General features: G+C 72.8%; 17 protein-coding genes and 1 pseudogene. 7 read left to right on the top strand and 11 right to left on the bottom strand.

Annotated elements, in window-relative coordinates; genetic code table 11:
* The 3 genes from BJF81_RS03995 to BJF81_RS20790 all read left to right on the top strand — a co-directional run.
* Positions 1–1,420: nucleobase:cation symporter-2 family protein (locus tag BJF81_RS03995; RefSeq protein ID WP_143780656.1), on the top strand; the 1,420-nt coding region annotated here is incomplete at its 5' end.
* Positions 1,417–2,481, top strand: a complete 1,065-nt coding sequence (locus tag BJF81_RS03990) for an amidase (protein ID WP_342447072.1) — start codon at positions 1,417–1,419, stop codon at positions 2,479–2,481. The genes BJF81_RS03995 and BJF81_RS03990, both read left to right, overlap by 4 nt.
* Positions 2,385–2,846 carry an amidase family protein gene (locus tag BJF81_RS20790; RefSeq protein ID WP_342447071.1) on the top strand — a complete coding sequence of 154 codons (462 nt, stop codon included), beginning with the start codon at positions 2,385–2,387 and terminating at the stop codon, positions 2,844–2,846. The genes BJF81_RS03990 and BJF81_RS20790 overlap by 97 nt, the downstream gene beginning before the upstream one ends.
* A gap of 263 nt (positions 2,847–3,109) precedes the next feature.
* Here BJF81_RS20790 and atzD read toward each other — a convergent pair whose 3' ends face one another.
* A complete protein-coding gene (gene atzD, locus BJF81_RS03985) occupies positions 3,110–4,246 on the bottom strand; it encodes a cyanuric acid amidohydrolase (protein ID WP_075957255.1) in 1,137 nt (378 codons plus the stop codon).
* Positions 4,247–4,499: 253 nt separating this feature from the next.
* Between atzD and BJF81_RS03980 the strand changes: the two genes are divergently transcribed.
* Both BJF81_RS03980 and BJF81_RS03975 read left to right on the top strand, forming a co-directional pair.
* On the top strand, positions 4,500–5,741 hold the full coding sequence (locus BJF81_RS03980) for a CaiB/BaiF CoA transferase family protein (RefSeq protein ID WP_083663976.1): 1,242 nt from the start codon (positions 4,500–4,502) through the stop codon (positions 5,739–5,741).
* A gap of 1 nt (position 5,742) precedes the next feature.
* Positions 5,743–7,224, top strand: a complete 1,482-nt coding sequence (locus BJF81_RS03975) for a carboxyl transferase domain-containing protein (RefSeq protein WP_075957254.1) — start codon at positions 5,743–5,745, stop codon at positions 7,222–7,224.
* Positions 7,225–7,233: 9 nt separating this feature from the next.
* Here BJF81_RS03975 and BJF81_RS03970 read toward each other — a convergent pair whose 3' ends face one another.
* The 8 genes from BJF81_RS03970 to BJF81_RS20535 form a co-directional block, all read right to left on the bottom strand.
* A complete protein-coding gene (locus tag BJF81_RS03970) occupies positions 7,234–8,847 on the bottom strand; it encodes an ATP-dependent DNA ligase (protein WP_075957253.1) in 1,614 nt (537 codons plus the stop codon).
* Between the two features lie 340 nt (positions 8,848–9,187).
* On the bottom strand, positions 9,188–9,991 hold the full coding sequence (locus BJF81_RS03965; protein WP_075957252.1) for an alpha/beta fold hydrolase: 804 nt from the start codon (positions 9,989–9,991) through the stop codon (positions 9,188–9,190).
* Positions 9,992–10,184: 193 nt separating this feature from the next.
* Positions 10,185–11,135, bottom strand: a complete 951-nt coding sequence (locus tag BJF81_RS03960) for a type IV toxin-antitoxin system AbiEi family antitoxin domain-containing protein (protein WP_075957251.1) — start codon at positions 11,133–11,135, stop codon at positions 10,185–10,187.
* A gap of 311 nt (positions 11,136–11,446) precedes the next feature.
* Complete coding sequence (locus BJF81_RS03955) at positions 11,447–12,487, bottom strand: ArsA family ATPase (RefSeq protein ID WP_075957250.1); 1,041 nt, start codon at positions 12,485–12,487, stop codon at positions 11,447–11,449.
* Between the two features lie 39 nt (positions 12,488–12,526).
* On the bottom strand, positions 12,527–12,802 hold the full coding sequence (locus BJF81_RS03950; protein ID WP_075957249.1) for a cory-CC-star protein: 276 nt from the start codon (positions 12,800–12,802) through the stop codon (positions 12,527–12,529).
* 67 nt (positions 12,803–12,869) lie between these two features.
* Positions 12,870–14,663 (bottom strand): carbon starvation CstA family protein, encoded by a 1,794-nt coding sequence (locus BJF81_RS03945; RefSeq protein ID WP_075957248.1) that lies wholly within the window; start codon positions 14,661–14,663, stop codon positions 12,870–12,872.
* Between the two features lie 216 nt (positions 14,664–14,879).
* Complete coding sequence (locus BJF81_RS20540) at positions 14,880–17,666, bottom strand: cell wall-binding repeat-containing protein (RefSeq protein ID WP_158068605.1); 2,787 nt, start codon at positions 17,664–17,666, stop codon at positions 14,880–14,882.
* Between the two features lie 11 nt (positions 17,667–17,677).
* Positions 17,678–18,358 carry a S8 family serine peptidase gene (locus BJF81_RS20535; protein WP_075957246.1) on the bottom strand — a complete coding sequence of 227 codons (681 nt, stop codon included), beginning with the start codon at positions 18,356–18,358 and terminating at the stop codon, positions 17,678–17,680.
* A 412-nt stretch (positions 18,359–18,770) separates the two neighbouring features.
* Between BJF81_RS20535 and BJF81_RS03930 the strand changes: the two genes are divergently transcribed.
* Both BJF81_RS03930 and BJF81_RS03925 read left to right on the top strand, forming a co-directional pair.
* Complete coding sequence (locus BJF81_RS03930) at positions 18,771–20,504, top strand: ABC transporter ATP-binding protein (RefSeq protein ID WP_075957245.1); 1,734 nt, start codon at positions 18,771–18,773, stop codon at positions 20,502–20,504.
* A 56-nt stretch (positions 20,505–20,560) separates the two neighbouring features.
* Positions 20,561–22,485 (top strand): annotated as a pseudogene (locus BJF81_RS03925) (ABC transporter ATP-binding protein).
* A gap of 1 nt (position 22,486) precedes the next feature.
* Here the strand turns inward: BJF81_RS03925 and BJF81_RS03920 are convergent.
* Together BJF81_RS03920 and BJF81_RS03915 are read right to left on the bottom strand one after the other, a co-directional pair.
* Positions 22,487–23,239, bottom strand: coding sequence for a class I SAM-dependent methyltransferase (locus BJF81_RS03920; protein ID WP_075957244.1), 753 nt, complete (start codon positions 23,237–23,239; stop codon positions 22,487–22,489).
* Positions 23,236–24,231 carry an SLAC1 anion channel family protein gene (locus BJF81_RS03915; protein ID WP_075957243.1) on the bottom strand — a complete coding sequence of 332 codons (996 nt, stop codon included), beginning with the start codon at positions 24,229–24,231 and terminating at the stop codon, positions 23,236–23,238. The genes BJF81_RS03920 and BJF81_RS03915 overlap by 4 nt, the downstream gene beginning before the upstream one ends.
* Positions 24,232–24,345: the final 114 nt, after the last annotated feature.

Genomic DNA, 24,345 nt, shown 5'->3' with positions numbered 1-24,345 from the left:
GCGACCGGCATACCCCCCACCCCCCGTCGACGACGACGTCCCCGAGAGGCCCCCCCATGTCCACGACCAGCCCCACCCCCGTCCGCTACGGGCTCGACGACCGCCCGCCGCTGCGCGCGCGATCCCGCTCGGCCTGCAGCACGTCATGGTGATGATGGCCAGCAACGTGACCATCCCGGTCATCCTGGCCACCGCCATCGGCGCCAGCCCCGAGGACACCGCCTTCCTCGTCCAGGTGGCGCTGCTCGTCGCCGGCATCTCCACGCTCGTGCAGACGCTGGGCATCGGCCCGGTCGGCGCGCGTCTGCCGATCGTGCAGGGCACCAGCTTCGGCTTCCTCGTCGTCTCGATCCCGCTGGCCCAGCAGTACGGTCTCGCGGCGGTCTTCGGCGGCGCGCTCTTCGCCGGCCTGGTCCAGGTGCTCTTCGGCGCGGTCTTCAGCCGGATCCGCCGGTTCTTCCCGCCGCTGGTGGCCGGCATCGTCGTGCTCGTCATCGGCATCGGCCTCATCCCCACCGGCATCCAGCTGTTCGCCGGCGGCGCCGGCTCGGAGGACCTGGGCTCGGTGCGCAACTTCGGGGTGGCCACGTTCGTGCTCGTCGCGATCCTCGTGCTCTACCGCTTCGGGCGCGGGTTCGTCGGCGCCGCGGCGGTGCTCATCGGCATCGTCGCGGGGTATGCCGTCGCCTCCGGCCTCGGGATGGTCGACTGGGGCCGGGTCGGCTCGGCGGCGTGGTTCTCGGTGCCGCAGCCGCTGCAGTTCGGGCTGGAGTTCCCCGCCGCCGCGCTCATCGCCATGGGGGCGATGGCGGTGGCCACCTCGATCGAGACGGTGGGCGACATCTCGGCGCTGACCAGGGCCGGCGACCACCGCCAGCCGACGACGAAGGAGATGCGCGGCGGCCTCATGGGCGACGGCGTCGGCACCGCCATCGCCGCGCTGTTCAGCGCGCTGCCGAACACCTCGTTCTCGCAGAACGTCGGGCTCGTGGCGTTCACCGGCGTGATGAGCCGGTTCGTCGTGACGGTCGGGGCGATCTTCCTCGTGCTGTCCGGCTTCGTGCCCAAGCTGGCGATGGTCATCGCCGTCATCCCGGCCTCGGTCATCGGCGGCGCGGCGGTGGTGATGTTCGGGATGATCATCTCGGCCGGCATCAGCCTGCTGACCACGCGGCCGCTCACCCAGAACGACCTCATCATCATCGCCGTGTCGGTCGTCGTCGGGCAGGGCTTCGCCTGGCGGCCGGAGATCGCCGCCAACCTGCCGGAGAACGTCGCCGCGCTGATGACCTCCGGCATCGTGCCGGCCGCCGCGATCGCGATCGTGCTCTACTCGATGAAGCCCGCCGAGGAGCGGCTGCTCGACGTCGACATGCCGTTGGCCGGGCAGTTCGCCGAGGACCAGGAGGACGACCGATGAGCACCACCCCCCTGCACGAGCTCGGGCTCGTCGAGCTGCAACGGCGGCTGCACGCCCGCGAGGTGAGCGCCCGGGAGGTCGTCGAGGACCACCTGGCCCGGATCGAGGCCGTCAACCCGGTCGTCAACGCGGTCGTCACCCTCGAGGCCGAGCGGGCCCTGGCGGCGGCCGACGAGGCCGACCGCACGGCCGCCGGCGGGGGCGCGCTGGCGCCGCTGCACGGCATACCGATGACGCACAAGGACACCCTGGCCACCCGGGGGATCCGGACGACGATGGGCTCGCCGGTGCTGGCCGACCAGGTGCCCGAGCACACCGACCTCATCGTCCAGCGGCTGTGGGACGCCGGGGTGATCGCCACGGGCAAGAACAACGTGCCCGAGTTCGCCGCCGGGTCGCACACCTTCAACCCGCTGTTCGGGGCGACCGGCAACCCCTACGACCCCGAGCGGTCGGTGGGCGGGTCCTCCGGCGGGGCCGCGGCGGCGCTGGCGACCCGCATCCAGGCGCTGGCCGACGGGTCCGACATGGGCGGCTCCCTGCGCAACCCGGCCGCCTGGTGCAACGTGGTCGGGCTGCGGCCCAGCCCCGGGGTCGTGCCGATGGTGCCGGCGCCGAACCCGGACGCGACGCTGAGCCGCAACGGGCTGATGGGCCGCTCGGTCGACGACCTCGCGCTGGGGATGTCGGTCGTCGCCGGGCCGCACCCGGCGAGCTCGTTGCGGAGCCCCGTGGCGCCGGAGGCGTTCGCGGCGCTGCTGGACGACGAGGGCCCGGCCGACCTGACCGGCGTGCGCGTCGGGGTGAGCGTCGACCTGGGCGTCGGCGTGCCCGTGGCCCCCGAGGTGCGGCGGGCCGTGCTGGAGCAGGCCGAGGTGCTCGCCTCGCTGGGCGCCACCGTCGAGGAGTCGGCGCCGCGGCTGGGCGACGCCGACGAGGTGTTCGACGTGACCCGGGCCTCGACATGGCCACCGGGCTGCGGCGGATCGTGCTGGAGCACCTGGACGACGGCATGGTCAAGGACGACGTCATCTGGAACGTCCGGCGCGGTCTGGAGCTGAGCGCGGAGCAGCTGATGTCGGCCGCCGAGGCGCGGGGGCGGCTGGACGCCGCGGTGCGCGAGTGGTTCGACGGGTGGGACCTGCTGCTCACCCCGACGGTGCAGGTCATGCCGTTCCCGACCGAGAAGAGGTGGCCGCGGGAGATCGACGGGGTGGAGCTGGAGACCTACGTGGAGTGGATGCGCTCCTGCTCGGTCGTCTCGGCCACCCGGTGCCCGGCGGTGTCGGTGCCGGGCGGGTTCGTCGACGGCCTGCCGGTGGGGCTGCAGCTGGTCGGGGCGCCGTGGTCGGACGACCGGCTGCTGCGGCTGACGAGGGTCTACGAGCGGGCGACGAGGTTCGCCGAGCAGGCGCCGCGGCTGTGAGCTGAGCCGCCAGGACGCCGCCGGTCACAGGCACTGTCAGCCGGTTCTTGACCGGCGCGGCGACGTTTTCCCTGGTCGCGTCCCCGTCACCTGTCAAGAACCGGACGAGAGTGGGGCGCGCCCGCGTCGGCCGGCTGTCGGCCCCGCGTCGAGCACCCTCCCGTGAGGTGTCATCCGGCCCACGCCCGGACCGGGACACGGCAGCGCCCCCGCACCGTCAGGTGCAGGGGCGCTGCCGGGCTCGAGCCCGGACTCTCGCCGGCTCAGTCGGCCGGCGGCACGTAGCCCGTCGGCTCCTCGCCCAGGTCGACGATCGCGGCCACGGGGCCACCACCCTCGGGCCCCTGGTGGGCGGCCGACACGGAGACGAACACGGCCGGGTCGCCGGTCACGGCCGCGGTCACGCCGCCGACGGCCGCCTTGATCTGGCGGTGCCAGTGCACGTCGGAGTCGTCGAGCATGGCGTTGCGCCGGCCCAGGACCTTGCCGTCGCCGCTGGCCTCGCACTTGAGGAAGACGTTGACCAGCCGACCCTGGATGTCGTCGCGGTGCGGGCGGTCGGGCAGCTCGAGCCCGGCGTCCTTGATCGCGTTCCAGATGCCGTCCTGGTCGAGCGCGTGCTCCATCACCGAGTGGCCGATGCGGTAGCGTCCGCCGACCCCCTTGGCGTTGCCGACGACGACCACCTGGGCCCGGTCCAGCTCGACGCCGGAGGAGCAGGACGCGACGGCGGAGTACTTGCTGCGGTCCTTCATGATGTCCGCGTCGGACAGGTCGGTGACCTCGCCCAGCGCCTTGGCGATGCCCAGGCCGGTCGTGCCGTTGGACACGTCCATCGAGGTCAGCGTGTCGTCGGTGAAGACGTCCTCGCCCCGGCTGTGCGCGTCACGGATCGTGTCGATCGTCAGCAGCGGGGTCTTGGTCTGCACGTAGTGCACGTCCGCGGTGTCGGTGATCCCGGCCTTCTCCATGGCGACCTTCACCGCGTCGGCGACCTTGTCGACCATGCCCATGTGCCCGATCTCCTCGGGCAGGATCGGCTCGCTCATCGCCATGCCGACGGTCAGCCGCGGCTCGTCGGTGGCCTCGACGGAGGCCGGGTCGACGGTGGCGAAGATCGTCGCGTGGGGGCTGATGACGCCGTCGGTGCCGCCGGACCAGACGATCGGGATCTGCCTGACCTTCTCCTGGTCGACGCCGCGCGCCATGAGGGCCTCGCGGAACGCCCGGTCGGCGATGATGCGGGTGTAGTCGTTCACCCCGCCGTTGCCCTCGGTCTTGCCGATGATGGCCAGCACCCGGTCGGCCTGGAGCACGCCGTCGTCGAGCAGCCGGGTGAACTCGCTGGCGTCGCTGACGGAGTGGATCGGGACCTTGCGTACCTCGATGGGGTCGGGCATGCCGCACACCTTCCTCGTGAATGGTCGGAACGGGTGCCGCCGCGACCGCCGGGGACGCCTCGGGTGGACGACCTCGGGGTATGCAGCACCGCTGCACCCAGGCTAGGCGCGGGACGGCCGGACGCCTGTCGGCAAGAGTTGCCAGAAATCCGGGGGTAACCCGATGACACCTTGTGAGCGCGGTCACGTCGGCCGACCTGCTTGGGTGGGGACCAGACCCGGACCGAGCCAACGAAGGAAGCAGGGAGCGGCGATGACCGACCCGACCCAGGACCACCGCGACGCGCCCGAGGGGGCCGGCGCGACGGCATACCCCCAGGAGCGGCCGGGACCGCTGTCCGGCACGGTCGTCATCGACCTGACCCGCGCGCTGGCGGGGCCGCACGCGGGGATGATGATGGCCGACCTGGGGGCGCGGGTGATCAAGGTGGAGACGCCCGGGACCGGTGACGACACCCGCTCCTGGGGTCCGCCGTTCGTGCCGGGCTCCGACGGGGCGGACGTGGCGACCTACTTCCTGTCGTGCAACCGCAACAAGGAGTCGGTCGCCCTCGACCTGAAGTCCGACGACGGGCGGGCGGTGCTGACCGAGCTGGTGCGCCGGGCCGACGTGCTCATGGAGAACTTCCGCCCCGGCACGCTGGACCGGCTCGGGTTCGCCCCCGACCACCTGGCCGAGCTGAACCCGCGCCTGGTCGTGCTGTCGATCTCGGGGTTCGGCCACGACGGGCCGGAGGGCGGGCGCGCCGGCTACGACCAGATCGCCCAGGGCGAGGCCGGGCTGATGTCGCTGACCGGCTCCGGCCCGGACGACCCGCAGCGGGTGGGCGTGCCGATCGGCGACCTGCTCTCGGGGATGTACGGCGCCTACGGCGTGCTGGCCGCGCTGCTGGAGCGGGAGCGGACCGGCCGCGGGCAGGTCGTGCGGACCTCGCTGCTGGCCTCGATCGTGGGCGTGCACGCCTTCCAGGGCACCCGGTGGACCGTGGCGCACGAGGTGCCCGCGGCGCAGGGCAACCACCACCCCTCGATCGCCCCGTACGGGCTGTTCCACTGCGCCGACGGGGCCGTGCAGGTCGCCTGCGGCAACGAGAGCCTGTGGCGGCGGCTGTGCACCGAGTTCGACCTCGACCCCGAGGCCGAGGGGATGCGCACCAACGGCGAACGGGTGGCCAACCGGCAGCGGGTGATCGAGGTGCTGGAGGACGCCTTCGCGGACCTCCCCGGCGAGGAGCTGCTCGCGCGGCTGGCCGCGGCCGGCGTGCCCTCGGGCCGGGTGCGCACCCTGCAGGAGGTCTACGAGTGGGACCAGACCCGCTCCCAGGGGCTGCTCGTCGACGTCGACCACCCCACCCTCGGGCCGGTCCAGCTGCCCGGGCCGCCGCTGCGCTTCTTCGCCCCCGACGGCACCGAGACCACCCCCACCGAGCACGCCAGCCCGCCGCTGCTCGACGAGCACGGACCCGCCGTCCGCGCCTGGCTGCAGGAGGGCTGAGATGCCCCGGCTCAGCGCCCGCGACGTGCTCACGGCCGTCCTCGACGAGGGCAGCTTCGTCTCGTGGGACACCGAGCCGGAGCAGCCGGACCTCGGGCCGGAGTATGCCGCGCAGCTGGCCCGGGCGCGGGAGCGCAGCGGGGTGGACGAGGCCGTGCTCACCGGCGAGGGCCGGCTGGACGGTCGCCGGGTGGCCGTGGCGGCCGGGGAGTTCTCGTTCCTGGCGGGGTCGATCGGGTCGGCCGCCAGCGAGCGGATCACCAGGGCGTTCGAGCGGGCCACGGCCGAGGGCCTGCCGATGCTCGCGTCGCCGTCGTCCGGAGGGACCCGGATGCAGGAGGGCACGCCGGCGTTCGTGCAGATGGTCAAGATCGGCCAGGCCGTCGCGGCGCACCGGCGGGCACGGCTGCCCTACCTGGTCTACCTGCGCGACCCCACGACCGGCGGCGTGCTCGCCTCGTGGGGCTCGCTGGGCCACCTGTCCATCGCCCAGCCGGGGGCGCTCATCGGCTTCCTCGGGCCGCGGGTGCGCGAGATCATCCACGGCGAGCCCTTCCCCGAGGGGGTCCAGGTCGCCGAGAACCTCGCCCGCCGCGGCGTCATCGACGGCGTCGTCCCGCTGGAGGGCCTGCGCCGGGTGGCCATCGACGCCCTGCGGGTGCTGGCCGGGGAGCAGGCGCCGACCGGCGAGCACGGCACCGAGCCCGACCTGGACGAGCTGTCCGCCCGGCCGGCCTGGACGTCGGTGCAGGCCACCCGGCGGGCCGACCGGCCCGGGCTGCGCGAGCTGCTGCACCACGGGGCCGAGGTCTTCATCCCCCTGCGGGGCACCGGCTCGGGCGAGTCGGACCTGACCGTCATCATGGGCCTGGCCCGCTTCCCCGGGTTCTCCTGCGTGCTCGTGGGCCAGGACCGCAAGGCCCAGCGGGAGGCCTACCTGGGCCCCGGGGCGCTGCGGGTGGCCCAGCGCGGCTTCCAGCTCGCCGAGGAGCTCGGCCTGCCGCTACTCACCGTCATCGACACCCCCGGGGCCGACCTGTCCGTGGAGGCAGAGCACGGTGGGATGGCCGGGGAGATCGCCCGGTGCCTGGCCGCGCTGGTCACCGTCGAGGTGCCCGTCGTCTCCGTCGTCCTGGGCGAGGGCACCGGCGGCGGCGCGCTGGCGCTCATGCCCGCCGACCGGACCGTCTGCGCCGAGCACGGCTGGATCGCCCCGCTGCCGCCCGAGGGCGCCAGCGCCATCGTCCACCGCACCGGCGACCGCGCCCCCGAGATGGCCCAGCTGCACCGCATCCGCTCCGTGGACCTGCGCGCCACCGGCGTCGTCGACGAGATCGTGGCCGAGCACCCGGACGCGGCGCAGGAGCCGGCGGCGTTCTGCCGCCGGATCACCGGGGTGACCGGGGCCCACCTGCGGGAGCTGCTCGAGGTGCCTCGGGAGGAGCGGCTGCGGGGCCGGCACGAGCGCTACCGCTCGGTCTGAGCGGGGCGTTCAGCGCAGGTCGTCGAGGGTGTCCGCCTCGTCCGGCCCCTTGTCGTCCCGGTAGCGCAGCACCCGCGCGAACCGCAGCGCGATCCCGCCGGGGTAGCGGCGCGAGGTCTGCACCGCGTCGTAGGCGATCTCGACCACCTGCTCGGGGCGCACGTGCACGACATACCCGTCGCGGTGGGTCTCCAGCGCCAGGAAGCGTTCGGTCTGCCACGCGAGCAGGGCGTCGGTCATGCCCTTGAACGTCTTGCCGACCATGACCAGCTCGTCGGTGCCGGGACGGCGGGCGGCGAGGTGGATGTTGGAGAGCTTGCCGCTGCGGCGGCCGCTGCCCCACTCGACGCCGACGACGACGAGGTCGGCCGTCCGGCGGGGCTTGACCTTGACCCAGCCGGCGCCGCGACGCCCGGCCGCGTAGGGGGCGTCCGGGTCCTTGACGACGACCCCCTCGTGGCCGGCGGCGAGGACCTGCTCGAAGAAGGCGGTCGCCTCGTCCTCGGCGCTGGTGACGACCCGGGGCACGACGAGGTGGGGCGCGAGCTCGTCGAGGACCGACCAGCGGACGTGGGCCGGCTCGTCGACCAGGTCGCGGCCGTCGAGGTGGAGCACGTCGAAGAGGAAGGTCGTCACGGGTGTCCGTTGCGCGAGCGTCCCGGGTTCGGCGCTGCTGGCCGTCCGCGCGCCGGTGACCTGGAACGGGTGCGGCCGCCCGTCGGGGTCGAGGGCGATGACCTCGCCGTCGAGGACCGCCGTGTCCGCCGACAGCCCCAGGATCGCGTCGACGACCTCGGGGAGCCGGTCGGTGATCTCGTCGAGGGAGCGGGTGAAGAGGCGCGCCGGCACCTCGGCGGCCCGGTCGAGGTGGACCTGCAGGCGGATGCCGTCGACCTTGGTGTCCACCGCGACAGGGGTGCCGGGGTCGCGCCGGTGGGTGAGCGCGGCGGGGACGTCGGGCTCGGAGCCGGCGAGCATCGGGCGCAGCGGCCGGCCGACCTCGAGGCGGATCTCGGCGAGAGCCTCCTCGCCGTGAAGGAGGGCAGCGGCGGCGACCGGGCCGGTGAAGCCCGCCAGCATGACGGCGCGGCGGACGAGGGTCTCGGGCACGTCGGCGGCCCGGGCCACCGCGGGCAGGAGGACCCCGTCGGAGGCTCCCTGGCGCAGCTCGCCGGTGATCAGCCCGACGAGCCAACGCTGCTCGTCGGCGGTGGCGCGGCCGAACAGCGCGGCGACCGCGGCCGAGCGGGCGGCCGCCGACCCGGGCCCGGCGAGGCCGGCCATCCGGGTGAGCAGCTCGTCGACCTCGAGGACCTTCAGGTCGGGCTCCTCGGCGGGGGCGGGCAGGTCGCGCAGCCCCCGGTAGCCGACGCCGACGGTGCGCTGCGGCAGGGTGCCGGCGAGGTAGTCGGCGGTGATGCGGACCAGGCGTTCCCGGTCGGCGGGCGGGAGGTCGGCGGGTGGGGTGTCGCCGGGCGGGGGGTCGTCCGACGCACGGTCCTCCTCGCGGGCGGTGACCCCCGCCGCCTCGCGCAGCGTGCGTGCGAGCTCGTCGACCTTGGCCAGCCGCGACCGGGTGGCGGCGACGGCGGCGGAGGTCTCGATCACCCGGGACAGCCGCATGGCAGCAGTGTGCCCCAGACCGGACGATCATGACCGAACGTTGACCAACTCCATACCCTGCCTTTGCCTGTTCCGCAGTAGCGTCGTGGCACGGCCTGACGCGGAGGCGGGTGGTGCACCACCCTTCATCCCCGCCCCTTCCCCGCGCATGGTCGGCACGGACGTCGCCGGGGCGTGGCACTCACCCAGGCTGCGGCCCCGTCGAGTCGGGGGACGGACGTCCGTGCGAGAGGGCGCGCCTCTTCGTCACGGGCGGGGCGCGCCCTCCTGGGTGCCCTCGCTCGGGTCCGACGACGGCGTGACCGGCTCCGCATACGGGAGCCGGTCCGCGGCGCTGCGCTCAGTCCTTGCCGGCCGCCACCGAGTGCGTCTCGAGGAACTCCTCCAGGATCGTGGCCAGGCGCACGGGGGTCTCGTACATGGGGTAGTGGCCCGCGTTGCGCACGACGACCACGGTCGAGCTCGGGTGCAGCCGGGCCCAGGTCTGCCGCACGCCCTCCTCGGTCACGGCGGGGTCGTGCTCACCGACGACGGCGAGCGCCGGGACCCGGTCCACCGGCACGTCGGCCGCGTGGTCGGTGTCGGCCCACGCGGAGAGGTAGGCACCGAAGGCCTCCTCGTCGCTGTGCCCGCGGCTGTGCCGCACGATGCGGTCGATCCACCAGGCGGAGAGCCGGTTGCCGGTGGTCAGGTCGACGATGGTCTCGCGGGCGGTGTCGTCGGCGGCGGCGCTGTCGAAGAGCTGGCGCCCCTCCTCGTCGAACGGCGTCCCGGACGCAGGGACCGGGTTGATGCCGACGATCGCCTCCACCCGGTCGGGGGCCAGGGCCAGCACCCGCTGGATCGCGCTGCCACCCATCGAGTGGCCGACGAGGGAGAACGTCTGCACGCCGAGGTCGTCGGCGAGCTCGAGGACGTCCGCCGCGATCTGGTCGATCGTGTAGGGGCCGCCGGACCCACGCCGTTCCCCGTAGCCGCGGTAGTCCATGAACTCGTAGCGGAAGCGCTCGGTGTCCAGCGCGTCGAGGAAGCCCGGGCCCCAGCCCGACGACGAGCCGAACCAACCCGGCAGGCAGATGACGGTGCGCGGGCCGCGGCCCACTTCGTGTGCGGTGTCGACCGAGGTGTCTTCGTTGACGATCATGATCCGAAACTACGCTTCGTCGTCCCCGGCATGGACACCGGGGTGGGGTATGCCGTGCAGGCACCCGGGCACCCAGGCACCCAGCACCCGGGCACCCGGGCACCACCCCCGTCATCTCGTGCGGTCAGGTGCTGGGCGGTGGCCCCCGTCGGCTCGCACGACGATCTCTGGCCCCTCACCGGGCCACAATCGGTCACGCCACCGGCGGCGACAGCGCCGCGTGCGCCGGGCAGTCCGGCCCGCAGGGTGTCAGCGTCCCCGTCCACCCCCGGGCGGCCAACGTCCGGGCCACGTCGACCGCCAGGTCGCATGGCGTCTGGTCCAGCTCCAGGTAGGTCATCCGCAGGGTCACCTCGCCCCGCGCCGCGGCCCGGCGGTCGCGCCGACGGTCGCCGTGGAACCGCTCCCCCGCGTGCCAGACCAGGCCGTCGACCTCGAGGTTGACGCCGTACTGGCGGTTCTTGAGGTCCGTGCGTGTGCTGTCCTCCTCCTGGGCCTGCCGCTCGAAGGCCGGCAGCCCGTGGGGCTCCTGGACGCGGGTGACGTACCAGACCTCCGGGAGGCTCTCGGCCCCCTCGCCGATCTCGCCGAACGCCAGCCGCAGCTCTCGCCCCCATCGGTGCGCCCGACGCTCCGACAGCTCCTCGAGCAGGGCCGCCTGGGTCGCGGACCGGCGCTGGCAGGCCCGCGCGGCCAGGGCCACCGCGTCGTCGAGCGTGCCGTTCCGCCGGTCGGCCAGGTCGATGACCGTCTGGGCCAGCCGTGTGACGGGGAACCCGTCGACCGTTCTCGTCCGCAGTCGCCGCCGCCGGGTCACCTCCACCCCCTCGACGGGGGTGGGGTGCCGGCCCTCGGGCACGCCGACCGTGATGGTGGCCGGCTCGAGCGTGGTCAACCGCCAGACGTGGGCCGCTGCGTCCATCGCCAGGCAGGCCCCGTCGCCGCACCGCAGCAGGGCGGCCCATGCACGCGCCTGCCAGGTGATCGTGCCGGTGGTGGTCAGGTAGACGCCCCGGTGCACCGGCTGCCAGTCCCCGCGGTGCAGCCGCCACCGGACCTGCTTGGCGGTCATGCCCGCGGCCAGCGCCTGGGCCCGCGTGACGACCCCGTGCTGACGGTTGGCGACGGCTGGCCGGGGCAGCATGGCCCGATCCTGCCCAGCGTGCGGGTCTGGTGATCCCGGTCATCCACAGGGCGGGGCTCACCGGGGGGGTCGCTCGGCGGGCACCGAGCGGGGACCGGGCGGGGCTCACCGGGCGGGCTCAGCTCGGTCGACGACTCGTGGCCCCTCCCAGGGCCACAACCCGCCGCACGAGCCCACCGGCCGGAGGACATCCCGCTCGCGCGACCACCTCTGGCCCCTCCCAGGGCCACAACCCGCCGTCCGACAGCACGACCACACCGGCCGCCCCGACCGCACCGGCCGGACGCGTCAGGCCGGGGGCACCGGACGCGTCAGGCCGGGGCGCCGCGCAGCCAGCGGGCCAGCTCCGTCAGGCCCTCCTCGCCCAGCACCTCGCCCGGCAGCAGCGGCACCTCGACCACCGGGAGGTCGGGCAGCTCGTCGGCCAGCTGGGCCAGGTAGCCCTCCTCCACGGCCCTCCGGGCGGCCAGCAGGTCGCCCGCGTCGGCGGGCGAGCGCTTGTTGACCACGAGCGCGGCCACGTGCATGTGCGAACGGGTCAGCTGCTGGTGAAGCTCGACCGTCTCCAGCACCGGCAGCCGCTCGGCGGCGAGGACGATGACGAACGCGCTCCGGTCCCGGTCCTGCAGCAGCTCGCGCAGGGTCCGGAACTGCTCCTGCCGGCGGTCGAGCACCCGCCGGATCTCGGCGTCCCTCCGGGCCCGCCGGTCACCACCGCGGTCGCCCGGCTGCTCGCCGTAGCGCGGCACGAACCCCACCACGTCCGCGGCGGCCTGCTCGCCACGGTCACCCTCCAGCCCCCGCAGCGCGGCGCCGAACCGGGCCGACCTCTCCTGCCGGCTCAGCAGCCCCTCGGTCCAGGCCTGCATGAGCTCGGGCAGGGCGATGAGCCGGGTCGTGTGCCCGCTGGGCGCGGTGTCGACGACGACCAGCTCGTCGCGGTCGCGCTGCTCCAGCACCTCCGCCAGCCGCTCCAGCACGGCCGCCTCGTGGGTCCCCGGCGCGTCGCGGGCCAGGTCGAGGTGCTTGTCGACCTCCCCCTGCAGGTGCTCGGGCATCAGGCGGCGCATCGTCTGCCGCACGGCCGCCAGGTGCGCGTCGGTCGTCCTGCCCGGGTCGATCTCCAGGCCGCGCAGCAGCGGGGCCAGCTCGACCGGGTCGTCCCCGACCCGGCGTCCCCACAGGTGCCCCAGGTTGTGCGCGGGGTCGGTGGACACCACCAGCGTGGGCCGGCCCGACCGGGCGCTGTCCAGCGCGAGCGCCGAGGCGACGGCCGTCTTGCCCACACCTCCCTTGCCCCCCACGAAGAGGACGTCGCGGTGCGTGATCAGGTCGGTCAGGGGCGAGCTCATGGGTCCTTCAGTGGCGAGGGGACGGTGCCGGCCGACGGATCAGCAGCAGGAGAAGTGGTCCAGCGGCGAGCGGTCCATGCCCATCCGCCGGTGCCAGTCGTGGAACTGCTCGTAGACCACCGGCAGCAGCTCGACCGTGTAGTAGCTCGCCGGGTTGGGCACCCCGAGCGCCTCGGCCATGACGATGACCATGAACAGGTCGTCCTCGTCCTGGCGGGCACGGGCGAAGGTCCGTCGGTACGGCCCGCTGTAGAAGTCCCGCAGCCCCGCGGCCACCTGCGCGAGGCGGCTGCGCGGCTGCGGGGTGTCGGTCATGGTGCCAGCGTATGCCGTCCCCCCGGCCGGGTGCCTGGGCAGGCCCCGGGCCGGGGGGTCGGGTCGGTCAGTCGCGTGTGGGCGGCGGCGGGTCGCCCCGGTGGCGCTGGTGGTGGTGACCGGCGTCGGTGTCCTCGCTGGGGGCCGGGCTGTCCAGACCGATGGCGATCTGCGCGACGCTGAGCTCGCGCAGCTCGGCGTCGTCGTCACCGGGGTAGTCCCGGGCGGTGCGCATCGCCAGGATGGCCTCGACGATGACCCAGACGGCCGCGACGATGATGACGATGTCGATCACGAGGAGCAGCCAGTTCCTGCTCTCCCACAGGGTCCCGAGCTGGATGATCGCGGCGTAGAGCGTCATGAAGGCCACGAACGCCAGCGGGATGAGGGCCGGCAGCGCCGAGCGGCGGCGACGCATGAGCATGATCGCCAGGATCGACAGCGTGAGCGCGGCCATCAGCTGGTTGGTCGTGCCGAAGAGCGGCCAGATGAGCAGACCGCCCGAGCCGTCGGCACCGGCACCGAAGGTGAGCGCGAGCGCGACACCCACGGCGATGACGGTCGCCACCAGCTTGGTGAGGGAGACCCCGGCGAGCTCGCCGATCTCCTGGACGACGAAGCGCTGCAGGCGCACCCCGGTGTCCATCGTGGTGGCCGCGAAGAGGATCGCGGTGGTCGCCATGATGGTCGCGGCGAGCGACTGCGGCAGGCCGATGCCCGACTCGACGATCGCGGCACCACCCTGGACGAAGGCGACCACGCCGCCGTCGTTGAACTTCTGGTAGACGCCCTCCCAGTCGGCGAGCGTGGCGAAGCCGGCGGTGGTGGCGATGATCGAGCCGAGGGCCAGCAGGCCCTCGCCGACGGCCCCGAAGTAGCCGACGAAGCGCGCGTCGGTCTCCTTGTCCAGCTGCTTGGAGCTGGTGCCGGAGCTGACCATGCCGTGGAAGCCGGAGATGGCGCCGCAGGCGATGGTGACGAAGAGCAGCGGCACGAGCGAGGGGGTGCCCTCCGGCGGGGAGGCGTTGTACATCGGGGCGACGACCTCGGGCCGGGCGATGAGCACCGAGCCGTAGAGGATGCCCAGGGCGATGAACAGCTGCAGGCCGTTGATGTAGTCGCGCGGCTGGAGCAGCATCCACACGGGCAGCAACGAGGCGATGCCGGCGTAGATGAACAGCAGGAGGATCCACGCCGAGCGCTCGGGCAGCCCGAGCACGGTCTCCGGCAGCGAGAGCGGGATGTTGTTCCCGATCAGGATGAGGGTGTAGAGCGCGACGACACCCACGACGGAGACGAGCGGCAGGTTCCAGTTGAAGCGGTAGATGGCCTGGCCGACGAGCAGCGCAACCAGGAGCGCACCCCAGGTCGGGATGACGGCCGTCGGGGTGGAGACCAGCAGGTTGGCGATGACGACCGAGAAGGCCGCGTTGACCATCAGCAGCAGCAGGAAGATGACGACCAGGAACAGGTTGCGGCCGCGGGCGCCGATGTAGCGTCCGGACAGCGCGCCGATCGACTGGCCCTTGTTGCGGATGGAGGCCCACAGGGCGCCCATGTCGTGCATGCCGGCGAAGAAGACGGTGCCGATGGTGACCCACAGGAAGGCGGGCAGCCATCCCCAGATGACCGCGATGGCCGGGCCGACGATGGGGGCCGCACCGGCGACCGAGGTGAAGTGGTGGCCCCACAGGACGTACTTGTTGGTGGGGACGTAGTCGACGCCGTCCTCCAACGTGTGCGCGGGGGTGGGGATCGAGTCATCGAGGGCGTAGATCCGGGTTGCGAGGAACTTCGAGTAGAGGAAGTAGCCCGCCAGGATCATCGCCACACCGATGAGGGCGAGGACCAGGGAGTTCATGAGCGGCACCTTTGGGGGGCGTTACGGGACACTTCGCACCGTAGCCCTCCCCTAGCACCGTTCCGACGGCCGGGTTCCCGATCCGACGAAACGTTACACAGTTGTGACGCGTGTGGCGTGTGTGATGTATGTGGTCGTACGCATGCGAGCGCCCCCCGCACCCGGACGGGTGCGAGGGGCGCCTGCGTGGACCGTCGGTCCTGCGAGGTCAGGACCTCACGGGTAGACGATGTCGTTCAGCCGGTCCTCGACGGCCTTCTCCACCGAGACGTAACCGCCGGCGATGGTCATCTCCTGCACCCGCAGGTCGATGATGGCCTCCAGGATCGGGGCCGGGACCGAGCCGGTCTTGACCAGCAGGACCGGGCTGTTGTACTTCGCGGCGACCGGGCCGGCGGCCAGGGCGTCCGGGTAGTTCCAGCCGGTGGCCACCAGCGCGTGGTCGACGGGGGCGTCGTAGAAGCGCTGCGCGACGCCGGCGGACACGGCGAACCGGTCCTCACCGCCGATCCGCTCGACCTCGGGGGCGTAGGCACCCAGGTCGGTGAGGATGTTCTCGCTCACCGTGGACGGACCACCCACGACGACGATCCGGTCCGGCGAGAGCCGCTCCAGCTCGTCGATGACCTCCGCCGGGACACCGGTCGGACGGACCAGCATGACCGGGGACTCCATCATGCCCGCGGGGGCCGAGGCGGACAGTGCGTCCGCGTAGACCTCGCCACCGGCGACGAAGACGGTGTCGGCCGCGTCGAACTCGGCGGCGATGTTCGCCGAGAGCGCGTAGCGGTTGAGACCGTCCAGCCGCTTCACGGGGGCGTAGTCGGCCAACGCCTCGGCCAGGGCCGGGGTGATGGTCGTCGTGCCGCCGAGGACGACGATCTGCTCGGGCTGCAGGGTCTGCAGCGCCATGCGGGTCGCGGCCGGGATGACCTTGTCCGTGGTCAGCAGCACCGGAGCGTCGTCCGCCGCGGCCAGGGCACCACCGGACAGGGCGTCCGCGTGGACCCACCCGTTGGCGACGTAGACCTTCTCCACGCCGGCGTCGAAGTTCTCGACCGCCAGCTCGGAGGCGACGGAGTAGCGGTCCTGGCCCAGGGCCCGGGTGACGGTCGGGCTGTCGACGGTCGAGTCACCCTCCCAGGCCACCGTGAAGTACGGGCTGGTCCAGGTCTCGACGCCCGGGTCACGGTCGTCGTTCCAGGCGCTGGCCTTGGTGACCCGCACCTCGAGGATGTAGTCCCCGGACGTCACCCGCTGACGGGCACCGTCGGAGTCGACGTACTTGCCGTCCCAGGTCCACGCCGAGATGCCGTTGCGGCTGCCGGAGCGGGCCAGGTAGTCCACCTCAGTGACGACGCCGACCGAGGCACCCTTGGTGCCGTCGACGTTCGCGCGGTAGACCTCCCACTCCATGTGGCGGGCCTGGTGCTCGAAGTGGAGCGCGAGGGTCGGCACGTCGTTGCCGTCCATCTCGTAGATGTTGCCCTCGTCGACCAGGTTGTAGCTGCCGTCCGCGTCGACGCAGTCGACCCCGAGGAAGGTGTCGCACTCGGCGACCTCGAGCAGCGCGGGCAGCTCGAGGGTGGTCACGAGGTTGCCCTCCGCGTCCTCGGCGACCATGTCGGCGAGGACCTCGACGTCCTGCAGGTCGTAGGCGGACCCGCCGTAGGCGACCGAGTAGTCGATGCCGTCCGGGTCGTCGAAGGAGATGTACCCACCGAAGGTGACACCCTCCGCCGGCGAGGTGATCGTCACCGGGACGGTGGCGGTGCCACCGGCCGGCACGGTCACGCTCGCGGGCACGTCCACGTCGGCGTAGGAGAGGTAGAAGCCGTAGTCGTTGGCCGTCCCTCCCGTGGCGACGGTCGGGACGTGCTCGACCGTGAACGTCTTGGTCAGGGTCCCGGTGTTGGTGAGGGTGATCTCCTGCGTGGAGCTCTCACCGGACAGCTGCTGGCCCAGCTGGATGATGCCGGGTGCAGCGATGGTCTCGGCCAGGATGGCCTCGTCGACCTGGATCATGCCCGACCCTTGCTTGTGCACGACCTCCGGGCCGTAGCCGGACAGCAGGTTCCACTCCAGGACCTCGGAGGTGTTCTGCAGGCGAAGCAGCAGCTCGTCGTGCAGCAGACCCGGGCTCGCCTCGAGCATAAGCGCGGCGGCACCGGCTGCGTGCGGGGCGGCCATGGAGGTGCCCGACAGCGTGGCGTAGGGCTGCTGCTCGAGCGGGTAGGTCGAGTAGATCGACCCGCCCGGCGCCGAGATGTCCGGCTTGAACGTCAGGTCGGCCGTGGTGCCGTAGGAGCTGAAGCTGCTCATCAGGCCACCGGTCGGGTTGGGCGCCTCGACCTGCTCGTCGGTCCACGTGATGGACGTGGTGCCGTCGCCGGCCGCCGCGTCGTCGTCGAGAGCCTCGCCGTCGGCGCGCGTGATGGCCACCACGGGGATGGTCACCGCGGGGTCGCCCGCAACGGTGGGGCTGAAGGCACCGGCCACGTTGTTGTAGATGATGACGCCGGAGGCACCGGCGTTCATGGCGTTGACGGCCTTCGCGTGGAAGGTGCACGTGCCACGCTGGATGAGGGCGATGTTGCCCTCGACCGCGGCAGCCACGTCTGTCGGCAGAGCCGTGCAGGCCTGGGCCTCGGTGGTACCGGGCGCACCGACGGGGACGACGGCCTCGGTGCCGGAGGTCGGGGCCGCCGGCGCACCGGTGGCCTCGCTGTAGGGGACGGGCTCGCCGTCGGCGTCGAGGAACATGTTCGCCCGGTAGGCCACATTGTCGACCGAGCCGACCCCGATGGTGTCGTGGCCCACGCCGGGGGCACCGGCGGAGTGCAGGCCGCTGTCGCCGCTGTTGCCGATGGAGGCGGTGACGATGACGCCCTCACGGGACAGGGCATCGGTCGCCTGGGCGGTGGGGTACTCCTGCCAGGCGGAGAACGCCGAGCCGATGGACAGGTTCACCACGTCCATGCCGTCGGCGAGGGTGCGCTCCATCGCGCGGAGCATCACGTCGCGTCGGTGGAGCCCTCGCAGCCGAACACCCGGTAGGCACCGAAGGTCACGTCAGGGGCGACGCCGTCGACCGTGCCGTCCGCGCCGACGATGCCGGCCACGTGCGTCCCGTGCCCCTGGCAGTCGTCGGGGTTCTCGTCCGGGATGGGCTGGGGGCTGTAGGCGTCCGAACTGGGGTCGGCGTTGTACGCGTCGCCGACGAAGTCGTAGCCATGCGTCACCCGGGCCGACGGGAAGGGCGTGCTGCCCGGCTCGCCGTTGCCGCCCAGGTCCGGGTGGTCGATGTCGATGCCGGTGTCGATGACGCCGACCTTGATCCCCTTGCCGGTGTAACCCAGCTCGCTCTGGGCGACGTCGGCACCGGTCATCGAAAGCGCGGTGAACATCTCCGGGTCGATGGTCGTCGCCTCGGGCTCCTCCGGGGCGTCCATCACGGCGATCGGGAAGATGGCCTCCACGACCTGGGAGGACGCCAGCTCGGTGAGCTTGTCCTCCATGGCGTTGACCGAGATGCCGTTCCACAGGCTGTCGAACTCGGCGCGGACCTCGACGTCCACCCCGGCCTGCTCGGCGTCCGCCAGGAACTGGTTGCGCTCGGCCTGGATCTGCTGCAGCGAGCCACCCTCGCTGGTGGGCGCCGAGGCGAACTGGACGAAGAAGGCGTGCGGCGCCATCTCCACGCCACTGATGGTGCTGCCCTGGATCTTGCTCTCGGGCGCGGGGATCCCGGGGCCAGGTAGTCGTCGTTGGCTGCCGCGGACAGGGGAGCAGCGAGCGCCCCCGTCATGGTCAGGGCGACGACACCCGCGAGAGCACGGCGAGGATTGTTTCCTCGAGGTGCTGAGTTCACGCGACTATCTCCCTTGATGCCGAGACGCACGCCGGTCGGCGCACGCCGCCCCCGAGCCTGCCAAAGACTGGTCGTCGGCTGAATGGTGCCTTGGTTACGACTGGGTAACGATCGGTCGGAACAGGTCACGGAACGGCAAAGTGACGTCACGGCCACCTCGCCGCCACCCCCTCAGGGGTGAGACGGGAGCAGTGAACCTGAGAGGACCGACAGACCCGGGGTGCACAATCGACCTTGTGCTGATCCGAGTCCTGCGCCGCCGGCTGCGGCCCTACCTCGGACTGGTCGTGGGGGTCCTGGTGCTGCAGCTGGTGGCCACCCTGGCCAGTCTGTGGCTGCCCGCGTTGAACGCCGACATCATCGACAACGGCGTGGCCCGGGGGGACACGGCATACATCTGGCGGGTCGGTGCGGTCATGCTCGCGGTGAGCGCCGTGCAGGTGGTCTCCCAGATCGGCGCAGTGTGGTGCGCCGCGCGGACCGCGATGGGGGTGGGGCGCGACCTGCGCGCGGGGGTCTTCGACACCGTGCTGTCGTTCTCCTCCCGCGAGCTCGGCCAGTTCGGAGCCCCGACGCTGATCACCCGCAGCACCAACGACGTGCAGCAGGTCCAGATGCTGACCTTCATGACGCTGGTCATGCTCGTGGCCGCCCCGATCACCGGGGTGGGCGGGGTGGTCATGGCCATCCGTCAGGACGTCGGCCTGTCCTGGCTCATCGCCGTGGCCGTCCTGGTCCTGCTCGCGGGGATGGGCCTGGTCATCCGGGCCATGGTGCCGCTCTTCCGGGCGCAGCAGAAGCAGCTCGACGCCGTCAACCGGGTGATGCGCGAGCAGATCGGCGGCATCCGGGTGGTCCGGGCGTTCACCCGCGAGGAGGACGAGAAGGCACGCTTCCGGACGACCAACACCGAGCTCACCCGGATCGGGCTGCGGGTCGGGGACCTGATGGCGCTGATGTTCCCCTTCGTCATGCTCGTGATGAACCTCTCCAGCGTCGGCGTGGTGTGGTTCGGCGCCCAGCGGGTGGAGTCGGGGGCGATGCAGGTGGGCTCGCTCATCGCCTACATCAGCTATCTCATCCAGATCCTCATGTCGATCATGATGGCCACGATGGTCGCCACGATGATCCCCCGCGCCTCCGTGGCCGCCGAGCGGATCGGCGAGGTGCTCGACACCGCGACGAGCGTGGTCCGGCCCGAGGATCCGGCGACGCCGCCGACCCGGCACGGCACCGTCCACCTCGACGGGGTGTCGTTCACCTACCCGGGGGCGGAGGAGCCGGTGCTGCGGGACGTCACCTTCACCGCCCGCCCCGGCACGACCACCGCGATCGTCGGGGGCACCGGCGCGGGCAAGACGACGCTGCTGCGCCTCATCCCCCGCCTGGCCGACGTGACCGGCGGGGCCGTCCGGGTGGACGGCGTCGACGTGCGCGACCTGGCCCCCCACGACCTGTGGGCGCGGGTCGGCCTCGTGCCGCAGCGCCCCTACCTGTTCTCCGGCACGGTCGCCAGCAACCTGCGGTTCGGCGACCCGGACGCCACCGACGAGCAGGTCTGGGAGGCCCTGCGGGTGGCCCAGGCCGCCGACTTCGTCTCCACCTGGTCGGACGGTATCGACCACCCGGTGGCCCAGGGCGGGACGAACGTCTCCGGCGGCCAGCGGCAGCGGCTGTGCATCGCCCGGGCGCTGGTCGCCCGGCCGGACATCTACCTCTTCGACGACAGCTTCTCGGCGCTCGACCTGTCCACCGACGCCCGGCTGCGGGCCGCCCTGCGTCCCATCACGCGGCAGGCCACGGTGGTCGTCGTCGCCCAGCGCATCTCCACCGTCGTCGACGCCGACCAGATCGTCGTCCTGGACGCCGGGCGGGTCGTGGGCACCGGGACGCACGACGAGCTGCTGGCGAGCTGCCCGACCTACGTGGAGATCGCCCGGTCCCAGGAGCTGGCGGGGGCGTCGTCGTGAGCGAGGACCGACGCCCCGAGGTCCGGCGCGGACCCCGTCCCGGAGGCCCCCACGGGATGGGTGCCCCCGTGGAGAAGCCGTCCGACTTCCGGGCGTCGGCGGCCCGGCTGGCCCGCCGCCTGGCTCCCTACCGGCTGCTCATCGGCCTGTCGGTCGTGCTCACCGTGGTGGGCGTCGTCCTCGGCACGCTGGGCCCCCGGGTCCTGGGCCGGGCGACCGACCTGGTCTTCGGCGGCTGGATCGGGTCCCGGCTGCCGGCCGGGGCGTCGGTCGAGGACGTCGCGGCCGGGTTACGTGCCGACGGGCAGGAGACCTACGCCGACCTCGTGGAGGGCACGCCCCACCTCGTCCCCGGCCAGGGCATCGACTTCGACGCCCTGGCCCTCGTCATCGCCCAGGTGGTCGGCCTCTACCTGGCCGCCGCGCTGCTGACCTGGATCGCGGTCCGACTGGTCAACCGGATCTCTATGTGGACCGTCCGCGACCTGCGGTCCGAGTCCGAGGACCAGCTGCACCGGCTGCCGCTGTCCTACTTCGACCGGCAGCCCCGCGGGGAGATCCTCTCCCGGGTCACCAACGACCTGGACAACCTGCAGCAGACGCTGCAGCAGACCTTCGGGCAGCTGCTCAGCGCCGCCGTCACGGTGGTCGCGATCCTGGGCATGATGCTGTGGATCTCGCCCGTGCTGACCCTCATCGCGCTGGGCACGATCCCGGTGTCCGTGGTCGTGACCATCCTCGTGGCGAAGCGCTCGCAGAAGCTGTTCAAGGCCCAGTGGAAGCACACCGGGACGCTCAACGGGCAGATCGAGGAGGCCTTCACCGGGCACGAGCTGGTCACCGTCTTCGGCCGGCGCGAGCAGGTCACCGCCCGCATGAGGGCCACCAACGAGGAGCTCTACGACGTCACCTGGCGGGCCCAGTTCATCAGCGGCATCATCATGCCGGCGATGTTCTTCGTGGGGAACCTCGGCTACGTGCTCGTCGCGGTCGTCGGCGGGCTGCGGGTGGCGACCGGCACCCTGTCGCTGGGCAGCGTGCAGGCGTTCATCCAGTACTCCCGCCAGTTCACCCAGCCGGTCACCCAGGTCGCCTCGATGGCCAACCTGCTGCAGTCCGGCGTCGCCTCGGCCGAGCGGGTCTTCGAGCTGCTGGACGCACCGACCGAGACGCCGGACCCGGTGGACGCCGCCCCGGTCAGCGCGCCGCGGGGCCGGATCGTCTTCGAGGACGTCGACTTCTCCTACGGCCAGGAGCCCCTCATCGAGGGCCTCTCACTCGTCGCCGAGCCGGGACAGACGGTGGCGATCGTGGGGCCGACGGGGGCCGGGAAGACGACGCTGGTCAACCTGGTCCTGCGGTTCTACGAGCTCGCCGGGGGCCGGATCACCCTCGACGGGCGGGACATCACCACGATGACCCGGCACGACCTGCGCGCCCGGATCGGATGGTGCTCCAGGACGCCTGGGTCTTCGAGGGGTCGATCCGCGACAACATCGCCTACGGCCGGCCCGGGGCGACCGACGCGGAGGTGCAGGCTGCGGCGGAGGCGGCCTACGTCGACCGGTTCGTCCAGCACCTGCCCGACGGCTACGCCACCGTCCTCGACGACGAGGGCTCCTCGATCAGCGTCGGCGAGAAGCAGCTGATCACCATCGCCCGGGCGTTCGTCTCCCAGCCCTCCCTGCTCATCCTGGACGAAGCCACCAGCTCGGTCGACACCCGCACCGAGCTGCTCGTCCAGGAGGCGATGGCCCGGCTGCGGACCGACCGCACCAGCTTCGTCATCGCCCACCGGCTCTCGACGATCCGCGACGCCGACCTGATCCTCGTCATGGAGCACGGCCGCATCGTCGAGCAGGGCACCCACGAGGAGCTGCTGGCGGCCGAGGGGGCCTACGCCCGGCTGCACGCCGCGCAGTTCAGCGGGGCGGCGGTGGACGTGGACCAGGTCGACGAGGTGCGGGTCCCGGCCTCGTAGGTCAGCAGGCCCGGCGGGCGACCACCCCGTAGAACTGGCCCATCCGCCGGAACGGCTCCCGGCGCGACAGGGCGATCTCGAGCCGCTCCCAGGACGCGTAGAACTCCGGGTCCTCCTTGGGCCCGTTGTCGAGCATGAGGTCGCCGACGGTCCGCCCGCCGAAGACGTCGACGACCTCCATCCCGGCGTCGGCCACCCAGCGCTCCAGCCGGGGCAGGGCGATCTTGGCGACCTCGGTGCCGAACGTCAGCGTCGGGGCCCTCGTGGCCGCCAGCTCGGCCAGCGCCGCGTCCGGCCCCTGTCGCAGGAAGGTGGTCAGCACCCGGTGGTCCGGGTTCGGCAGCACCACCGTCAGCAGGCCGTCCGGCCGGAGCACGCGCACGAGCCGGCGCAGGTCCGCGGCCGGGTCGGGGCGGTACTGCAGCACGTAGTGGCACAGGACGGCGTCGACGGCCGGCCGGCCGCCCAGGTCGTCCAGCCCGCCGACCTCGGTCCGCAGGCCCCGCTCCCGCGCCAGCGCCAGCATCCCCTCGGCCGGGTCGAGCACGGTCACCCGGTGCCCCAGCCGCTGCAGGGGGGCGGCGTCCAGCCCGTCCGCGCCGCCGACGTCGAGCACGTCGAGCCGCGGGGCCCCGGTCCCCACGTCCCCCAGGTGGGCGGCGAGCACGTCGCGCACGACGGCATACCTGACCCGGTTCCAGGGCTCGGCGGTGTAGGACCGCCAGTCCTGGAGGTGCTCGTCGAAGGAGCTCACGGAGCCATCGTGGCAGGAGCCGGCCGCGGTGCCTCCTCGGGGACGCAGATCTGACCGCGGACGGCCGCCCGCAGGGTCAGCGCGAGCACGTAGAGCGCGAGCGCGGTGACGAGGGCGAGCAGGGCGCCGGCGACCAGGTCGTAGCCCCACCCTGGACGGGCCCCGGCCATGGCCGTCGTGGCGACCGCGGCGGCGGCGAGCGGGAAGGTGTAGGCCCAGTAGGGCAGCGCGAAGGGGATGCGGTGCAGCCGGCCGGCCTGCGCGACCAGGACCGCGACGAACGCCAGGACGGCGGCGTGGAGGATGCGGCCGAAGGGGTCGTCGACGCGGCCGGTGAGCACCTCCCAGGACAGCAGGGCCACGGCCGGCGGGGCGACGAAGATGGCCAGCGTGGGCAGCAGCTTGGCGGGCAGCGGCTCGGCGTGGATGAGCACGCGCTCCAGGACGAGGGGCAGCAGGGCCACCCAGAAGAGCACGCCGACCCCGAACGCCACCCAGGCCAGTTCGACCGAGCCGACCGACCCGGCCGCGAGCGGGGTGACGATGTTGCCGACGACGGGGATGAACCAGGCGGGCGTGATCTGGGAGGCGCCGATGTCCCCGCGCCCGGCCCACGCGGTGAGCACGAGCACGGTGGCCAGCAGGTGCCCGACGGCGCCGACCCACCACAGGACGGTGGCGAGGGTCGGGGCGATCTCGGCGTAGGCGGTGGCCAGGATGAGGACGGCGATGGTGATCGTGGGGGCGAAGGCCATCTTCACCGGGTGCCGCAGCTCGGCCCGGGCGGCCTGCGGGTGCCACGCCCACTTGGCGACGTACGCCACGGCCACGACGACGAACGCGACGCTGGCCAGCGCGAGGAAGGTGAGGAAGGGCCATTCGGGCAGCTCCCACACGCGGGCCGCACGGCGCCAGGCCAGCGCGGTCCCCCCGAGACCCATCACGGCGGAGAACAGGGTCACGGGCAGGTGGGCGAGGGAACGGTCGGCCATGCCTCCATGATACCCCTGGGGGTATGTGGTACGGCCGGCGAGGCGGTCCCCCCTCCTCCGCGATCCTCACCCGCCTCGGGGCCCCTGAGCCGTCAGAGGCCCTGGAACCGGCAG

This window comes from Ornithinimicrobium sp. CNJ-824, from assembly GCF_001942405.1.
Lineage (GTDB): Bacteria > Actinomycetota > Actinomycetes > Actinomycetales > Dermatophilaceae > Ornithinicoccus > Ornithinicoccus kibberensis.
Note: the sequence above shows the minus strand (reverse complement) of the source record. Positions and strands in the feature narration are given on the sequence as shown.

Excerpts from the sequence above, each read along its gene's own strand:
- BJF81_RS03915 (WP_075957243.1), bottom strand. The coding sequence starts at position 24,231 with ATGGCCGACCGTTCCCTCGCCCACCTGCCCGTGACCCTGTTCTCCGCC.
- BJF81_RS03980 (WP_083663976.1), top strand. The coding sequence starts at position 4,500 with ATGACCGACCCGACCCAGGACCACCGCGACGCGCCCGAGGGGGCCGGC.
- BJF81_RS03965 (WP_075957252.1), bottom strand. The coding sequence starts at position 9,991 with ATGATCGTCAACGAAGACACCTCGGTCGACACCGCACACGAAGTGGGC.
- BJF81_RS03945 (WP_075957248.1), bottom strand. The coding sequence starts at position 14,663 with ATGAACTCCCTGGTCCTCGCCCTCATCGGTGTGGCGATGATCCTGGCG.
- BJF81_RS03990 (WP_342447072.1), top strand. The coding sequence starts at position 1,417 with ATGAGCACCACCCCCCTGCACGAGCTCGGGCTCGTCGAGCTGCAACGG.
- BJF81_RS03955 (WP_075957250.1), bottom strand. The coding sequence starts at position 12,487 with ATGAGCTCGCCCCTGACCGACCTGATCACGCACCGCGACGTCCTCTTC.
- BJF81_RS20790 (WP_342447071.1), top strand. The coding sequence starts at position 2,385 with ATGGCCACCGGGCTGCGGCGGATCGTGCTGGAGCACCTGGACGACGGC.
- BJF81_RS03970 (WP_075957253.1), bottom strand. The coding sequence starts at position 8,847 with ATGCGGCTGTCCCGGGTGATCGAGACCTCCGCCGCCGTCGCCGCCACC.
- atzD (WP_075957255.1), bottom strand. The coding sequence starts at position 4,246 with ATGCCCGACCCCATCGAGGTACGCAAGGTCCCGATCCACTCCGTCAGC.
- BJF81_RS03950 (WP_075957249.1), bottom strand. The coding sequence starts at position 12,802 with ATGACCGACACCCCGCAGCCGCGCAGCCGCCTCGCGCAGGTGGCCGCG.
- BJF81_RS03960 (WP_075957251.1), bottom strand. The coding sequence starts at position 11,135 with ATGCTGCCCCGGCCAGCCGTCGCCAACCGTCAGCACGGGGTCGTCACG.
- BJF81_RS20540 (WP_158068605.1), bottom strand. The coding sequence starts at position 17,666 with ATGGAGCGCACCCTCGCCGACGGCATGGACGTGGTGAACCTGTCCATC.
- BJF81_RS03975 (WP_075957254.1), top strand. The coding sequence starts at position 5,743 with ATGCCCCGGCTCAGCGCCCGCGACGTGCTCACGGCCGTCCTCGACGAG.
- BJF81_RS20535 (WP_075957246.1), bottom strand. The coding sequence starts at position 18,358 with ATGGCGCCGCACGCCTTCTTCGTCCAGTTCGCCTCGGCGCCCACCAGC.